Source organism: Leptothrix mechoopdaensis (SeqCode), from assembly GCF_053893855.1.
The window spans coordinates 1,796,380-1,812,439 of the sequence record NZ_CM132699.1; the positions used below are offsets into that span (position 1 = coordinate 1,796,380).

A 16,060-nucleotide genomic window follows, 5' to 3' on the forward strand; every position below is an offset into this window, starting at 1 on the left:
AGGTCGCCGAGCGATGTGCCTGGTGGCCTGGTCGATCGATCAGCACGCGCGTTTTCCGCTGGTGCTGGCCTCGAACCGCGACGAGTTCCGTGACCGCCCGACCGCCGCGCTGTCCTGGTGGCCTGAACGGCCCGATGGTGCCCGGATCCTGGCCGGCCGAGACCTGCAGGCCGGTGGCACCTGGCTCGGTCTGTCGACGGCGGGTCGGCTCACGCTGCTGACCAACATCCGCGCGCCCGGCCGCCAGCGGCCCGATGCGCCGAGCCGTGGCGCGATCGTGCCGGACTGGCTCGACAGCCCGCTGCCACCCGAGCAACTCTGGCCGCAGACCGCCCAGGCCGGTCACAACGGCTTCAACCTGGTGTCGTTCGACCTGCTGCAAGGCCGTTGCCACTGGCTGAACAGCGACCGCCCGGCCCCGCAGCGCTTGTCGGCCGGGCTGTATGGCCTGTCCAACGGCGTGCTGGACGAGCCCTGGCCCAAGGTGGTCGCGTTGCGCGAGTCGGTCGACGAGACGATCCGGCAGGCGCTCGACCCGGCGGTCCCCCGGGAATTTCTGGCCGACCGCCTGCTGCAGGTGCTCGGCCGCCGCGAACGGGCCGACGACGCACAGCTGCCGTCCACCGGCGTGCCGCTGGAGATCGAACGTGGCCTGTCGGCCATCTGCATCGACATGCCCGAGCGCGGCTATGGCACGCGCAGCTCGACGGTGCTGGTGGTCGAACGCGTCGGCACGACGGCCTCGCCGCGCTACGAGGCCACGCTGATCGAACGCACGCTGGGCGACGACGGCCAGCCGGTCGGCCGCCAGATGGTCGACCTGCCGCAGTGGCCGCCGGTCGACGCCGCGCAGCCGCTGCTCAGAGCGCCTTGACCATCTCCAGGTGCTCGATGCCGGCCTCGACGAAGCGTTCGCCACGGGGCACGAAGCCGGCGCGCAGGTAGAAGCCGATCGCGCTGGCCTGGGCGTGCAGCAGCGCCTGCCGGCAACCGGTGGCGCGGGCCGAGGCCAGCAGCGCGTCCAGCACCTGACGGCCGACCGAACTGCCGCGCATCGCCGCGCGCACCGCCATGCGCCCGATCCGGGCGACCGGCTCGCCGCCGTCGTCCTGCGGCACCCAGCGGCCGGTGGCCAGCGCCAGGCCCAGCCGGTTGCGCGCCAGCGCATGCGTGGCGATGTCGAGGTCGGCTGCGTCGTGTTCCAGCTCGGCCGGCACCTGCTGCTCGTCGACGAAGACCTCGCGCCGGATCGCATGGGCGTCGCTGCCAAGCGTGGCCCAGTCGCCGACGTCGACCTGCACCATCGGCTCGCCAGCCTCGTAGCCCAGGAACACGGCGCGCAGCGCGTCCGGCACCGGTTGGCTGCGCTGGGTCGCGGGGTCGGCGTAGACGTAGACCAGCTCGCCGTCGACCAGCCGCTGCGGTCCGCGGAACACGGCGCAGCCGATCGCCATCGAGGTGTTGCCGATGCGCTGGCAGCGCACCCCGATCTCGAGCTGGTCGTCGTAGCGGGCGCTGGCGTGGTATTCGAGTTCGGCCTTGCGCACGAACAGGTCGCCGCCCAGCTGCGCCATCGTCGCGTGATACGGCAGGGCCAGCGCGCGCCAGTGCTCGGCCACCGCCGTGTCGAAGTACATCAGGTAGTGGCCGTTGAAGACGATCTGCTGCAGGTCGACCTCGGCCCAGCGCACGCGCAGGCGGTGCAGCTGGCGGAAGTCGTGGCGTTCAAGCCGACGCGGCGTCGGGGCGGACGTGTTCATGCGGTGAGCCTGTCGGGGGTCAGACGGTGACGGCGGGCAGCGGCAGGCCGAAGGCCTCGCGCAGGGCCTCGGCGATCGACGCCTGGGCCTGCAGCGCCTCGGGGATCGCCCGGCCCATCTTGATGAAGTCGTGCGTGACGCCGCGCCAGATCTCCAGCTGCACCGGCACGCCGGCCATGCGCAGCCGGTCGGCGTAGGCCACGCCCTCGTCGACCAGCGGATCACATTCGGCCAGGCCGATCCAGGCCGGCGCGACCGCATCGTGGTCGGGCGCCAGCAGCGGCGCGAAGCGCCAGTCGGTGCGCTGGGCGTGGTCGATGTAGTGGTCGAAGAACCAGGCGATGCTGTCGCGCTCCAGCAGGAAGCCGTTGGCATACAGCTCGTGCGACTCGGTGTCCGCATGCGCCCCGGTGCCGGGCGTGATCAGCACCTGCAGCGCCAGCTTCAGGCCGTGGTCGCGCGCCATCAGCGCCAGCACGGCGGCCAGCGTGCCACCGGCGCTGTCGCCGCCGACCGCCAGGCGCTGGCCGTCCAGACCCAGCGCCGCAGCCTGCGCGGCCAGCCAGGCGAGACCGGCCCAGGCATCGTCCACCGCAATCGGGAAGCGGTGTTCGGGCGCCAGCCGGTAGTCCAGCGACAGCACCGCCGCGCCGCTGCGCAGCGCCAGCTGGCGGCACAGGCTGTCGTGCGTGTCCAGCCCGCCGATCGTGAAGCCGCCGCCGTGCAGGTAGAGCAGCACCGGCAGCGGCTCGCCGTCGCCCGGAGCCTTCGGCGCGTACAGGCGGGCCGGCCGGACCAGGCCGGGCGCCAGCGTCAGCTGCAGGTTCTCGACCCGTGCCAGCGTTGCGCGCGGCGGGTCCAGCATCTCGGCGCCCAGGTGGTAGAGCTCGCGTGCCTTGGCCGGCGGCAGGTGGTGCAGCGGCGGCCGGCCGGCCTTGCGGATGCGCTGCAGCAGCGACTGCATCGCGGGGGTCAGGGAAGCGGGCTTGCGGTGGCTCATCGGTTCATTGGCACATCGGGATCCGGGTCAATCGTTGTCGTGGTCGTGGTCGTCGACATCGGTGTCGTCGACGACTTCGGCCGCCATGTCCCAGCTCAGGTCGACCGCAAAGCCGCTGGCGACATCCGGCAGCACGAGTTCACCACGATGGGCCCGCGCCACCAGCAGCGCCATCTGCAAGCCCAGCCCGGTGCCCTGGGCCTGGCCGGTGGAGCGGGTGTCGCCCGACGGTCCGGCCGGGCTGGCCGGTTCGCCATGCGCCGACCGGGCCAGCGCCAGGCGCAGCCGCTCGCGCTGTTCCGGCGGCACGCCCGGTCCGTTGTCGGCGATGCGCAGGCGGTCCGGCGAGATCGCCTCGATGCGGACCTCGCGACCGCCGTGGCGCAAGGCGTTGTCGAACAGGTTCAGCAGCGCGGCGACCAGCAGGTCGGCATCGGCCCGGACATGCAGCCCCGGCGTGATGTGCAGCGTCAGGCCGTCGATCGGCCAGCGCGCCAGCAGCGTCGCCACGTCGATGTCCTGCCAGCGCAGCTCGGCGCCGTCCATGCCATCGGCGCGGAACAGCAGCAGCAGCGCCGCGACCATGCGCTGCAGGCGGTTGCCGGCCTCGCGCACCCGACCGAGCCGCGGCTTGAGCGCCTCGGGCGCTTCGCGCAGGGCCAGCGCCAGTTGCACGTCCATGCCGGCGAGCGGCGTGCGCAAGGCGTGGGCCGCGTGGGCCGAGAAGACCCGCTCCTGCGCCATCCGCCGCGCCAGCCGGTGGCCCATCGCGTCGATCGCCTGGTGGACCGGCTCCAGTTCGGCCCGTTCCGGCACGCCCAGCCGGGCGTCGAAGCGGATCGGGTCATGGATCGCCAGCCGCTGGCCGAGCCGCTGCAGCGGGGCGAGTTCCTGGCGCAGCCGCGACCGCAAGGTCAGCCAGGCCAGCAGGGCGACGCAGACCGTCGCCAGCACGCCGCCCATGCCCAGGTCGAGCAGCGCCAGCCGGCGTTCCTGCTGCGACTGGGCCACGTACAGGGTCTGGTGCGACGCCGGCACGGCCGAACCCAGGACCCGCCAGCCGCCCACGTCGCTGAACCCTTCGGTGTGGACCTGGTGCCAGGCGACGGCGGGGGCGCCGGGCGACCGCAGCAGCACGTGGCCGTCCTCGTCGACCAGCTGCCAGGCGTAGCGCGGATCGACCTGGTTGAGCACCTCGCCGTGGATCACCTCGAGGTCACGCGCCTGCTTGCTGAGGCTGCCCAGCATCACCGCCATCACGTCGGCCGAGGCGGCCATCGCGTCGTCGAGCAGATCGTCGACCTCGCGGTGCACCACCAGTTGCAGCGCCAGCGAGACGACCACGAGCCAGACCACCGACCAGCCGGTCAGCAGGCCGGCGATGCGCGAGGCGATCGACGGCGCGTGGCCGGTCGCCGGCGCCGGGTCGCCGACGCTCAAGGCGCCTCCATCCGGTAGCCCAGACCGCGCACCGTGTCGAGCAGGCGGCGGCCGAGCTTGCGGCGCAGGTTCGAGACATGCACCTCGACCACGTTGCTCGACACGTCCGCGTCCATGCCCAGCACCAGCTTCTCGAGGTCGGCCTTGGGCACGATGCGGCCGGCGCGCATCGCCAGCGCTTCCAGCACGGTCCATTCCCGCGCGGTCAGGTCGACCCGTTCGCCGGCCCGCCAGACGGCCCGCGCATGCAGGTCCATCTCGACCTCGCCGAAGACCAGCCGCGAGCGCGGCGCGGCGGCGCTGCGGCGCGCCACGACGCGCAGCCGCGCGGCCAGCTCTTCCGGCGCGAACGGCTTGACGAGGTAGTCGTCGGCGCCCTGGTCCAGCCCGTGGATGCGGTCGTCCAGGCTGTCGCGGGCGGTCAGCACCAGCGCCGGGATCGCCTCGCCGCGCGCACGGACGGCACGCAGCCAGGACAGGCCCGAGCCATCGGGCAGCTGCCAGTCGATCAGCAGGCCGTCATAGGGCTCGCCGCGGGTGGCATCGGCCTGTGCCAGGTGGGTGCACCAGTCGACCACATGCCCCTCGCTGCGCAGGTAGTCGCGCAGGCCCTCGCCCAGGATGGTGTCGTCCTCGATCAGCAGCAGTCTCATGTCCGTCGCGTTCCGCAGGTTGTCGGCTGGCAGGTCATCCCGCCCAGCCCGTGTTCCGGTCCGATCCCCGCCCGACGTCCCCCGGGTGGGTACCCAAGCGCGCGAGACGGTAACACTGCCGGGCCCATCCTCATGGAATCCTCATGCACTTGGGTTCCAATGCAAACCCCGCGGAGCCCCGCCGCCGCCCCTTCCTGCGCCTGTCCCGATGCTGATCGACTTCCTCAAACGCCCTCTGCGCCTGCTCGCCAGGATCCTGCCCCAGACGAGCCGACGCCGCACCTTCGGCGGCCTTTCCGAGCCTGCCGAGGAGGTCGGCCTGCAGTTCCACGCCAGTGTCGAGCAGCTCGTGCTGGTCGCCAGCGTATTCTTCGCCTTCAGCGCCAACCAGCTGTTCCTGCGTGCCGCCCTGCAGGGCCGCGACCTGTCGGCGGCCAGCAGCTGGGGCTTCGCGCTGGCGCTGATGGTGGCGCTGATCGCGGCCCACGCGCTGATCGTCGGCCTGTTCGCCAACCGCTGGACCGTCAAGCCGCTGCTGACCGTGCTGATCGTGGGCACCGCCTTCGCCAGCCACTTCATGCAGACCTTCCATGTCTACCTCGACCCGTCGATGCTGCGCAACGTGATGCGCACCGACGTCGGCGAGGCGCGCGAGCTGCTGTCCTGGTCGATGGTGCTGCACCTGCTGCTCTACGCGGTGCTGCCGCTGCTGCTGCTCTGGCGCGTGCGGATCGTCAACCGGTCGACCTGGCTGCGGGCAACGATGGTGCGGGTGCTGGCGCTGGTGCTGACGGCCGCCGCGCTGGTGGGCGCCATCCTGGCCGTGTTCCAGCCCTTCTCCTCGATGATGCGCAACCAGAAGGAGATGCGTTTCCTGGTCACGCCGGCGAACTACCTCTGGTCGATCGGCAGCGTGGTGGCGCAGGACCTGCGCGGCGCCGCCAAGCCGCGTGCCGTGATCGGCGAGGACGCCAAGCCCGGCCCCGGCTGGGCCACCCAGACCCGCCCGCGCCTGCTGGTGCTGGTCGTCGGCGAGACCGCCCGCGCCGCGAACTGGGGCCTCAACGGCTATGCGCGCCAGACCACCCCCGAACTGGCCGCGCTGCCAGTCATCAACTTCCCCGACGTCACCAGCTGCGGCACCAACACCGAGGTCTCGTTGCCCTGCATGTTCGCCCCGGTCGGCCGGCGCGACTACGACGAGGACCGCATCCGCGGCAGCCAGTCGCTGCTGCACGTGCTGGCGCGGGCCGGCGTGGCGGTGAACTGGCGCGACAACCAGTCCGGCTGCAAGGGCGTCTGCGAGGGCCTGCCCACCGAGGACGTCGCCTCGCTGAATCCGGAAGCCTTCTGCGAAGGCGGCCGTTGCCTGGACGAAGGCCTGCTGCACGGCCTGGACGCCCGCCTCGACAGCCTGGCGGCCCAGCCGCCCGGACAGGGTCGGCAGATCCTGGTGCTGCACCAGCTCGGCAACCACGGCCCGTCCTACTTCCGCCGTTACCCGCGCGGTTTCGACCGCTTCCAGCCGGCCTGCCAGAACGACGACCTGCAGAAGTGCACGCAGCAGGAGATCGTCAACGCCTACGACAACGCGCTGCTCTACACCGACCACATCCTCGCCACGCTGGTGCGCCGGCTGCAGGCACGCTCGGACCGGGTCGACAGCGCCGTCTACTTCGTCTCCGACCACGGCGAGTCGCTCGGCGAGAACAACCTGTTCCTGCACGGCCTGCCCTACTCGATCGCGCCGGACACCCAGAAGAAGGTGCCGATGGTGATGTGGTTCTCCGACAGCTGGCAGAAGTCGACCGGCCTCGACCTGGCCTGCGTGCGCTCGGTGGCGGCCAAGCCGGCCCGCCATGACCACCTGTTCCACACCGTGCTGGGCCTGATGGACGTCCAGACCGGGCTGCACGAGAAGGAATGGGACCTGCTGGCCGGCTGCACCGGCACGGGCGCCAAGCCATGAGCACCCAACTTCCGGGCGTTGTCACAGGGTCCGAGCCAGGCACCGGGAAGCGCGACGCGCTGGTCACGGCCGTCGCCGCCGCCCTGCTGCTCGCGTGGGACCTGGGCGGGCTGGACCTGCCGGTGGCCGCGCTGTTCGGCACCGCCTCCGGCTTCCCGCTGCGCGATGCCTGGTGGACCAGCCGGCTGCTGCACGAGGGCGGCCGGGCGCTGGCGATGGTCGTGCTGCTGCTGATGGTGGTCGACGCGATCCGCCCGACGCTGCATCCGGCGCCGGCTGGCCCGAGCCGCGCGCGGCGCTGGCAGTGGATCGGCGCGACGCTGGCCTGCCTGGTGCTGATCCCCGCCATCAAGCGCGTCAGCCCGACCAGTTGCCCCTGGGACCTGAGCGTGTTCGGCGGCGTGGCGCGGCACATCTCGCACTGGCGCTTCGGCATGCCCGACGGCGGCGGCGGGCACTGTTTCCCGTCCGGTCACGCGGTGGCCGCCTTCGCCTTCTTCACGCTGCACTTCCTGTGGCGCGACCAGCACCCTGCGCTGGCCCGCCGCTTCCTGTGGGCGGTCCTGCTGGCCGGCGCGCTGTTCGGCTTCGGCCAGCTGGTGCGCGGCGCGCACTTCCCGAGCCACACGCTCTGGTCGGCCTGGCTGAGCTGGACGGTCTGCGTGATCTGGGCGACGGTGCTGAGACGGCTCGCTCAGCGCGACGCCGCCAGCATCGCCCGGTAGTCGGCCTCGCTGGCCAGCCGGGGGTTGGTGGCGTGGCAGTGGTCCTTCATCGCACCGGCGATGACGCGGTCATCCAGCTCGGGCCCGACGCCCAACTCCGCCAGGCCGGAGGGCAGGCCGAGGCGCCGGTTCATCGCCACGATCGCATCGGCCGGGTGCTCGCCGGCTGACAGGCTCATGGCCTGAGCCAGCCGGGCGATGCGGCCGTCGCGGCGCACGCTGTCGGCGTCTTCATTGAAGCGGATCACGGCCGGCAGGAAGACCGCGTTCAAGGTGCCGTGGTGCAAGCGCGGGTCGACGCCGCCGAGGCTGTGGCTGAGCGAGTGCACGCAGCCCAGCCCCTTCTGGAAGGCCATCGCGCCGTGCATCGAGGCGCACATCATGTCCAGCCGCGCGTCGCGGTCGGCGCCGTCGCGCGTGGCGCGTTCGATCGCGCCCCAGCCGCGCCGCAGGCCTTCGAGCGCGATGCCGTCGGCCGGCGGGTTGAAGGCGGCCGACAGGAAGGTCTCGATGCAATGCGCGATCGCGTCCATGCCGGTCGCGGCGGTCAGGCGCGGCGGCAGGGCCAGCGTCAGCAGCGGGTCGCAGATGGCGGCCTTGGGCAGCAGGTGCCAGCTGTGGAAGCCGAGCTTGCGGCCGTCGTCCACGATCAGGATGGCGCCACGTGCCACCTCACTGCCGGTGCCCGCCGTCGTCGGCACGGCGATCAGCGGCAGCACCCGTTCGGTGATGCGCGGCGAGCCGCCCTCGATCGTCGCGTAGCGGGTCAGCGGGCCTTCGTGCGTTGCCGCGATGGCAACCCCCTTGGCCAGGTCGATGGCCGATCCGCCGCCGACCGCGATCAGGCCGTCGCAAGCGTGGGTGCGCAGCACCTCGACCGCCTCGCGCACCGCCGCTTCGGTCGGGTTGGACGGCGTGCCGTCGTAGACCGGCGTCGCCTCGCCGTCGGGCAGCGTCGCCAGCACAGCACCGAGCACGCCGGCCGCCCGCACGCCCCGGTCGGTCACGACCAGCGGGCGGCGCATGCCCACGCGCGCGGCGTGGGCCGCCAGCGTGGCCACGGCCTCGTGGCCCAGCTCGATCTGGGTCAGGTAGAAGATCGCGCTCATCGGGGATTCGCCTCCATCTTGGGATGGCGGCGATCCTAGCGAGCGCGCCCGCGACGCTCGATCAGCGCTTGCCCTGCAGCTTCGCGAACGCCGCCGCCATCGCGTTGCCGGCCGCCGGTTGCTGCTGCGAGCCGCCGCGTGACGGCTGGGCGTAACGCTCGCCACGCGCCGCCGGCTTGAAGCTGTTGTCGGCGTTGCGCGCGCCCTTGGACGGCACCGGCGCGTCCAGCTTCATCGTCAGCGCGATGCGCTTGCGGGCGAGGTCGACCTCGACCACGCGGACCTTGACGATGTCGCCGGTCTTGACGATCTCGCGTGCGTCGTTGACGAACTTGTGGCTCAGCTGGCTGACGTGGACCAGGCCGTCCTGGTGCACGCCCAGGTCGACGAAGGCGCCGAACTGGGCGACGTTGCTGACGGTGCCTTCCAGCACCATGCCCTCGACGAGGTCCTTGATGTCCTCGACGCCATCGTTGAAGCGCGCGACCTTGAAGTCCGGGCGCGGGTCACGGCCGGGCTTCTCCAGCTCGGCCAGGATGTCCTTGACCGTGATGGCGCCGAAGCGCTCGTCGGCAAAGGCCTCGGGCTTGAGCTTGCGGATCACGTCGGTGTTGCCGATCAGGTCCTGCACCGGCCGGCCGACCGCCGCGACGATCTTCTCGATCACCGGGTAGGTCTCCGGGTGCACGCCCGACAGGTCCAGCGGGTTGTCGCCGCCACGGATGCGCAGGAAACCCGCCGCCTGCTCGAAGGTCTTGGGGCCCAGCCCGGCGACATCCAGCAGCTGCCGGCGGTTGCGGAAGGCGCCGTTGGCATCGCGCCAGCGCACCACGCTGGCGGCCACCGCCGCGCTCAGCCCCGACACCCGCGACAGCAGCGGCGCGGATGCGGTGTTCAGGTCGACGCCGACCGAGTTGACGCAGTCCTCCACCACGGCGACCAGCGTGCGCGCCAGCTCGCCCTGGTTGACGTCGTGCTGGTACTGGCCCACGCCGATGCTCTTCGGGTCGATCTTGACCAGCTCGGCCAGCGGATCCTGCAGCCGCCGGGCGATCGAGACCGCGCCGCGCAGGCTGACGTCCAGCTCGGGCAGCTCCTTGCTGGCGAACTCGCTGGCCGAATAGACCGAGGCGCCGGCCTCGCTGACCACCACCTTGTCGATCAGCGCATCCGGCGCGATGGCCTTGAGCTGCTTGATCAGGTCGCCGGCCAGCTTGTCGGTTTCGCGGCTGGCGGTGCCGTTGCCGATGGCGATCAGGTTGACGCCGTGCGTCGCGCACAGCCGCGCCAGCACGTGCAGCGAGCCGTCCCAGTCGCGCCGCGGTTCGTGCGGGTAGACGGTGGCGGTGTCCAGCACCTTGCCGGTGTCGCTGACGACCGCGACCTTCACGCCCGTGCGGATGCCCGGGTCCAGCCCCATCACGACGCGCTTGCCGGCCGGCGCGGCCAGCAGCAGGTCGCGCAGGTTCTCGCCGAACACCTTGATGGCGACCGCCTCGGCGTCCTCGCGCAGGCGGGTGAACAGGTCACGCTCCAGGCTCAGCGACAGCTTGACCTTCCAGGTCCAGGCGATGGTCTTTCGGATGAGGTCGTCGGCCGGCCGCCTGGCGTGGCTCCAGCCGAGGTGGATGGCGATCTTGCCCTCGGCCAGGCTGGGCGTGCCGGGCACGGCCTCCTCGTCGAGCGCCAGACGGGCGTCGAGGATCTCCAGCGTGCGGCCGCGGAACACCGCCAGCGCCCGGTGTGACGGCACCTTGTGGATCGGCTCGTCGTAATCGAAGTAGTCGCGGAACTTGGCGTGGTCGGGGTTGTTCTCGTCCTTGCCGTCGGCCAGCTTGGACTTGAACAGGCCCTCTTCCCACAGCCATTCACGCAGCTGCCTCACCAGCACCGCGTCCTCGGCCCAGCGTTCGCTGAGGATGTCGCGCACGCCGTCGAGCACCGCCAGCGCGTCGGCAAAACCGGCCGTGGCCAGCGCCTCGGCACCGCCCTCGTACGCTGCGATGAAGGCCTGAGCCTCGGCACGCGGGTCCAGCGTCGGATCGGCGAACAGCCGGTCGGCCAGCGGCTCGATGCCGGCCTCGCGGGCAATCATTCCCTTGGTGCGGCGCTTCTGCTTGTAGGGCAGGTAGAGGTCTTCCAGCTCCTGCTTGGTCGGCGCGGCCAGCACGGCGGCGCGCAGCTCGGGCGTCAGCTTGCCCTGTTCCTCGATGCTCTTGAGGATCGCCGCGCGGCGTGTCTCCAGCTCGCGCAGGTAGGCCAGCCGGGCCTCCAGATCACGCAGCTGCGTGTCGTCGAGGCCGTCGGTGGCCTCCTTGCGGTAGCGGGCGATGAAGGGAACGGTGGCACCACCGTCAAGCAGCGTAACCGCCGCCTGGACCTGGGCCGGACGAACCTTCAGTTCGGCGGCCAGCTGCAAAAGGATCTGTTCCAAGACGTCTCGGAGCCCCTGGCGGGGCCTGGGAAAACACGGAGCGCGCGAGTGTGCCACAGGGGTTTTGGCGGGCGACGAAGCCCAAACCACGCCCCGTCGGTCCGTGCGCCCAGGCAGGTTTCGATGCCGGCGGCCCATCGGCAACAGCCCGTCGGACACGGGACGTGTCCGACCTACCGATGTGTGCCGCCGCAGGGCGGCGGTCGATGGATCGGCGAACGCGGTTTGAATGCGTTTCGGTAGGTCGGACACCCGTGGTGTCCGACGGGTTCGTGCCGGATGACGCCATCAACACGGTCGCGATGGGGCGGCCCATCGGCAACAGCCCGTCGGACACGGGACGTGTCCGACCTACCGATGCGCGGCGGAGGGTGGCGGTCGATGGTTCGGCAAACGCCGTTTGAACGTGATTGGGTAGGTCGGACACCCGTGGTGTCCGACGGGCTCGTGCTGATGGGCCTCCGGTCCGCAACCCGGTTGAACGCGCCCGCCTCAACCCCTCGCCGACCGCACCATCTCGCGGTGCGGGATGTTGTCTTCCATGTATTCCTCCCCCAGCGCCACATAGCCGTGCGCGCCGTAGAAGCGCTGCAGGTGGGCCTGGGCGCTGATGCGGTTGGCCTGGCCGGGGAAGGCCTGTTCGTCGCAGCGCCGCAGTGCTTCGGCGACGAGGGCGGCGCCGGTGCCGGTGCCGCGCAGGCGTGATGGGGTGACGACGCGGCCGAGCGAAGGTTCGGGGTACTTCAGGCCCGCGTCAACCACGCGGCAATAGGCCAGCAGCGTGCCGTCGTCGCCGCGGCCGAGCAGGTGCCAGCACTGGCGGTCCAGGCCGTCGACGTCCTGATAGGGCTCCTGCTCGACGATGAAGACCTCGCAGCGCAGCGCGAGCGCGTCGTAGAGGTCGTCCTTGCTGAGGCCTTCCCAGCGGGTCCAGGTCCAGTGCAGATTGGGTGGGGTCGGGGTCGGGGTCGAGTTCATTCTTGTCGTGTCGGTCATCGTCATCTTCTGTCGATCAATCGGAACCCGGGCCATCCAGCTTGCGGGTCGGGATGCGGGTCTGTTCCTTCAGCCCGCCCAGGCTCGCCGGCAGCTTGCGGACGAACTTGAACGTGCCGGTCGCGTGGGCGCACAGGCCACCGCGTTCGTCGAGCACGCGGCCTTCGGTGAAGACCATCGTGGCGGTGCGGTGCAGCAGCGTCGCGCGGGCCAGCAGGCGGCCCTCGGCCGGGCGCATGAACTGGGTCTTCATCTCGACCGTCACCAGCCCCGGCGCGGCATCGCCGAGCGCGATGTTGGTGCTGCGGCCGGCGTACGCCATGGTCACGTCCAGCAGCGTCATGCAGACGCCGCCGTGCACCACGTCGAACGAGTTGTGATGGTCCGGGCGAGGCTGGAAACGGATCGCCGCAAGGCCGTCCTCATAGCGCACCAGCTCGAAGCCGAGCCAGAGCACGAAGGGGTTGGCGATGCGCATCTCCAGCGCCGGCAAGGCGAGTTCGCCAGCGAGATCGCGGGCCACGTCAAAGTCCTTCGTCGCCACGTTCACAGCACCTCGAACACGCCGGCCGCGCCCATGCCGCCGCCCACGCACATGGTCACGCAGACATGCCGGACGCCGCGCCGCCGGCCCTCGATCAGCGCGTGGCCGGTCAGGCGCTGGCCGCTCATGCCGTAGGGGTGGCCCAGCGCGATGGCGCCGCCGTTGACGTTGAGCCTGTCCATCGGGATGCCCAGCACGTCGGCGCAATGCAGCACCTGCACCGCGAAGGCCTCGTTGAGTTCCCACAGGCCGATGTCGTCGACGTGCAGGCCCAGGCGCCTGAGCAGCTTGGGCACGGCGAAGACCGGGCCGATGCCCATCTCGTCGGGCTCGCAGCCGGCGGTGGCGAAGCCCAGGAAGCGGCCGAGCGGTTTCAGGCCCTCGCGTTCGGCCAGCGCCTCGTCGACCACGACGCAGGCGCCCGCGCCGTCGCTGAACTGGCTGGCGTTGCCAGCGGTGACGACGCCGTCCGGCAGCGCCGGCTTGATCGACATGACCGCCTCCAGCGTGGTGCCTTCGCGCAGGCCTTCGTCATGGCTGACGGTCACCTCGCGCGTGACCAGCCCGAGCGCCTTGTCGGCGATGCCGGCGGTGACGGTGATCGGCGCGATCTCGGCGTCGAAGGCGCCGGCCGCGCGGGCCGCGCAGGCGCGTTGCTGGCTCTGCGCGCCATAGGCGTCCATGCGGTCGCGGCCGATGCGGTAGTGCCGCGCCACGTTCTCGGCCGTCTGCAGCATCGGCCAGTAGATCTCGGGCTTGTGCTGCACCAGCCACGGGTCGTCGAAGAAGTGCCGGTTCATCTCGTTCTGCACGCAGGAGATGCTCTCGACGCCACCGGCGACATAGGCCTCGCCCTCGCCGCTGGCGATGCGCTGGGCCGCCAGCGCGATGGTCTGCAGGCCGCTGGAGCAGAAGCGGTTGACGGTCATGCCCGAGACCGACATCGGCAGGCCGGCGCGGATCGCCACCTGGCGGGCGATGTTCCAGCCGGTGGCGCCCTCGGGGTTGGCGCAGCCCATCAGCACGTCCTCGATGCGGTCGGGCGCGATACCGGCGCGGGCCACGGCAGCGGCGACGGCGTGGCCGCCCAGCGTCGCGCCGTGGGTCATGTTGAAGGATCCCTTCCAGCTCTTGGCCAGCGGGGTCCGGGCGGTCGAGACGATCACGGCTCGGGTCATGGCGTTCTCCTGTCTTGCGTGGGTCGTCGCGTCAGTTGAAGGTCCGGCCTTCGTCGGCCAGCCGCGCCAGCAGCGGCGCGGGTTGCCAGAAGGTGGCGTCGTCGTGCGGGTTGCGGGCAAACCGCTTCATCGCCTGGACGATGTTGAACAGCCCCTGCGTGTCGGCCCAGCACATCGGCCCGCCGCGCCAGACCGGAAAGCCATAGCCGGTCAGGTAGACGATGTCGATGTCGCTGGCGCGCGCGGCGATGCCCTCTTCCAGCAGCCTGGCGCCCTCGTTGACCAGCGCGCCGACCAGCCGGCCGACGATCTCGTCATCGCCGATGCGGCGCGGCGTGATGCCGAGCGTCTGCCGGTGCGCCTCGATCATCTGCGCCACCACCGGGCTGGGCCAGGCCTCCGTGCGACCAGGCTTGCTGCCGGCGACGTGGTCGTACCAGCCGGCCCCCGTCTTCTGGCCGAAACGGCCGGCCTCGCACAAGGTGTCGGCCAGCGTGCTGTAGCGCAGCCCAGGCTGCTCGACCGCGCGGCGCTTGCGGATCGCCCAGCCGATGTCATTGCCGGCCAGGTCGCTGACGGCGAACGGCCCCATCGCGAAGCCGAAGCGCTCCATGGCGCGGTCGACCTGCTGCGGCGTCGCGCCCTCGTCGATCAGGAAGCCAGCCTGCCGGAAGTAGTGCTCGACCATGCGGTTGCCGATGAAGCCGTCGCAGACGCCGCTGACCACGCAGGTCTTGCGGATGCGCTTGCCCACGGCCAGGGCGGTCAGCAGCACATCGGGCGCGGTGGCCTGGCCACGCACGACCTCCAGCAGCTTCATGACGTGCGCGGGGCTGAAGAAATGCAGGCCCAGCACGTCCTGCGGCCGGCGGGTGAACTGCGCGATGACATCGACATCCAGCGTCGACGTGTTGCTGGCCAGGATGGCGCCGGCCTTGGCGATGCCGTCCAGCCGCTCGAACACCTGACGCTTGACGGCCAGGTCCTCGAACACCGCCTCGATCACCAGATCGGCCCCGGCCAGCGCTTGCCAGTCCAAGGTGGGCTGCAGCAGCGCGAGGCGCGCTTCCAGCGCGTCGGGCTTGAGCTTGCCCTTCCTGACCTGCCCTTCCAGCACGCCGCGCAGCGCCGCGACGCCCTTGTCCAGCGCGGCCTGGGTCTGCTCGACCAGGACGACCGGCAGCCCGGCGGCCAGGAAGTTCAGCGCGATGCCCGTGCCCATCGTGCCCGCGCCGATCACGCCGACGCGGTCGACGTTGCGGGGCTGCGTGCCCTCGGGCAGGTCACGGACCTTGCCGGCGGCCCGCTCGGCCAGGAAGGCATGGCGCAGCGCGCGGCTCTCGGGCGTGACCATCAGCGCGAGGAAGGCCTCGCGCTCATGGGTCATGCCGGCATCGAACTTCGCCTTGACGGCCTGCTCGACGCAATCGACACAACGCAGCGGCGCGGGCAGGTTGCGGCTCATCGCGGCGACGGTGTTGCGGGCGAAGCGGAAGTAGGCGTCGGGGCTGGCGTCCGCACTGGCGAGCGAGGCTTTCAGGTCGCGCACACGTGGCAGCGGGCGCACGGCGGCGTGTTCGGCGGCCAGCGCGAGTGCGGCGTCCAGCACCTCGGCCACGTCGACCACCCGGTCGAACAGGCGCTGGCCCGGGACCTGCGCCAGTCGCTCGGCGGCGACCGGCTCGCCGCTGACGATCATGTTCAGCGCCGGCTCGACGCCCAGCGCGCGCGGCAGGCGCTGCGTGCCGCCGGCTCCGGGCACCAGACCGATCTTCACTTCCGGCAACGCGACCTTCACGCCACGCCCGGCGACGCGGTAGTGGCAGCCGAGCGCCAGTTCCAGCCCGCCGCCCATGCAGGTGCCGGCAATCGCCGCGACGACCGGCTTGCTGCAGCCTTCGATCCGGTGGATCAGCGAGATCAGGTGCGGCTCGGTCAGCGCCTTCGGGCTGCCGAACTCGGTGATGTCGGCCCCGGCGCAGAAGACCTGCGCGTTGCCGGCCAGCACGATCGCGTCGACGCCGGGGTTGTCCTCGGCCGCCTCGATCGCGGCGGCGACGGCGCGGCGGGTGGCCAGGCTCAGGCCGTTGACGGGCGGGTGGTCCAGCGTGATCACCGCGATGCGGTCGCGCCGGCTCAGGTGAGCGGTCATGGGGTCTCCTCGTGTCGTCCCGGGGCGAGCGGTCTGGCACCTGGGCGGCGCCAGAAACGAACGGTCGTTCGCCTGGGAAAACGAGTTTAAGGGGACCGAG

The 16,060-nt window shown here is 71.4% G+C and carries 13 protein-coding genes; 3 read left to right on the plus strand and 10 right to left on the minus strand.

Going from position 1 to position 16,060, the window contains the following annotated elements; translation table 11 throughout:
* Positions 1-13 precede the first annotated feature (13 nt).
* A complete protein-coding gene (locus ACWA7K_RS07975) occupies positions 14-874 on the plus strand; it encodes an NRDE family protein (RefSeq protein ID WP_456167331.1) in 861 nt (286 codons plus the stop codon).
* Here the strand turns inward: ACWA7K_RS07975 and ACWA7K_RS07980 are convergent.
* The 4 genes from ACWA7K_RS07980 to ACWA7K_RS07995 are packed head-to-tail and all read right to left on the minus strand — an operon-like array spanning position 861 to position 4,853.
* Positions 861-1,760: a YbgC/FadM family acyl-CoA thioesterase gene (locus ACWA7K_RS07980; protein WP_456167333.1), complete on the minus strand. Its 900-nt coding sequence runs from the start codon at positions 1,758-1,760 to the stop codon at positions 861-863. The two genes, ACWA7K_RS07975 and ACWA7K_RS07980, sit on opposite strands and share 14 nt — an antisense overlap.
* 19 nt (positions 1,761-1,779) lie before the next feature.
* Entirely contained in the window at positions 1,780-2,760 is a 981-nt protein-coding gene (locus ACWA7K_RS07985) for an alpha/beta hydrolase (protein WP_456167335.1), read from the minus strand.
* A gap of 27 nt (positions 2,761-2,787) precedes the next feature.
* Positions 2,788-4,200: a sensor histidine kinase gene (locus tag ACWA7K_RS07990; RefSeq protein ID WP_456167337.1), complete on the minus strand. Its 1,413-nt coding sequence runs from the start codon at positions 4,198-4,200 to the stop codon at positions 2,788-2,790.
* Positions 4,197-4,853: a response regulator transcription factor gene (locus ACWA7K_RS07995; protein WP_456167339.1), complete on the minus strand. Its 657-nt coding sequence runs from the start codon at positions 4,851-4,853 to the stop codon at positions 4,197-4,199. The genes ACWA7K_RS07990 and ACWA7K_RS07995 overlap by 4 nt, the downstream gene beginning before the upstream one ends.
* Before the next feature lie 208 nt (positions 4,854-5,061).
* On the opposite strand from ACWA7K_RS07995, the gene ACWA7K_RS08000 reads away from it, so the two are divergent.
* Complete coding sequence (locus tag ACWA7K_RS08000) at positions 5,062-6,822, plus strand: phosphoethanolamine transferase (RefSeq protein WP_456167341.1); 1,761 nt, start codon at positions 5,062-5,064, stop codon at positions 6,820-6,822.
* Positions 6,819-7,547 carry a phosphatase PAP2 family protein gene (locus ACWA7K_RS08005; RefSeq protein ID WP_456167343.1) on the plus strand — a complete coding sequence of 243 codons (729 nt, stop codon included), beginning with the start codon at positions 6,819-6,821 and terminating at the stop codon, positions 7,545-7,547. Before ACWA7K_RS08000 ends, ACWA7K_RS08005 begins: the two co-directional genes overlap by 4 nt.
* Here the strand turns inward: ACWA7K_RS08005 and ACWA7K_RS08010 are convergent.
* The 6 genes from ACWA7K_RS08010 to ACWA7K_RS08035 all read right to left on the minus strand — a co-directional run bounded on the left by ACWA7K_RS08010 (position 7,517) and on the right by ACWA7K_RS08035 (position 15,960).
* Positions 7,517-8,656: an iron-containing alcohol dehydrogenase gene (locus ACWA7K_RS08010; protein WP_456167345.1), complete on the minus strand. Its 1,140-nt coding sequence runs from the start codon at positions 8,654-8,656 to the stop codon at positions 7,517-7,519. The two genes, ACWA7K_RS08005 and ACWA7K_RS08010, sit on opposite strands and share 31 nt — an antisense overlap.
* 61 nt (positions 8,657-8,717) lie before the next feature.
* Positions 8,718-11,090: a Tex family protein gene (locus ACWA7K_RS08015; RefSeq protein WP_456167347.1), complete on the minus strand. Its 2,373-nt coding sequence runs from the start codon at positions 11,088-11,090 to the stop codon at positions 8,718-8,720.
* 492 nt (positions 11,091-11,582) lie between these two features.
* Positions 11,583-12,068 (minus strand): GNAT family N-acetyltransferase, encoded by a 486-nt coding sequence (locus tag ACWA7K_RS08020; RefSeq protein ID WP_456167349.1) that lies wholly within the window; start codon positions 12,066-12,068, stop codon positions 11,583-11,585.
* A 34-nt stretch (positions 12,069-12,102) separates the two neighbouring features.
* Positions 12,103-12,564 carry a PaaI family thioesterase gene (locus tag ACWA7K_RS08025; protein WP_456168732.1) on the minus strand — a complete coding sequence of 154 codons (462 nt, stop codon included), beginning with the start codon at positions 12,562-12,564 and terminating at the stop codon, positions 12,103-12,105.
* A 68-nt stretch (positions 12,565-12,632) separates the two neighbouring features.
* The gene (locus tag ACWA7K_RS08030) at positions 12,633-13,808 is read right to left on the minus strand and encodes an acetyl-CoA C-acyltransferase (protein WP_456167351.1); all 1,176 of its coding nucleotides are present in this window, start codon (positions 13,806-13,808) and stop codon (positions 12,633-12,635) included.
* A 31-nt stretch (positions 13,809-13,839) separates the two neighbouring features.
* Entirely contained in the window at positions 13,840-15,960 is a 2,121-nt protein-coding gene (locus ACWA7K_RS08035; RefSeq protein WP_456167353.1) for a 3-hydroxyacyl-CoA dehydrogenase NAD-binding domain-containing protein, read from the minus strand.
* Between the last annotated feature and the right edge of the window lie 100 nt (positions 15,961-16,060).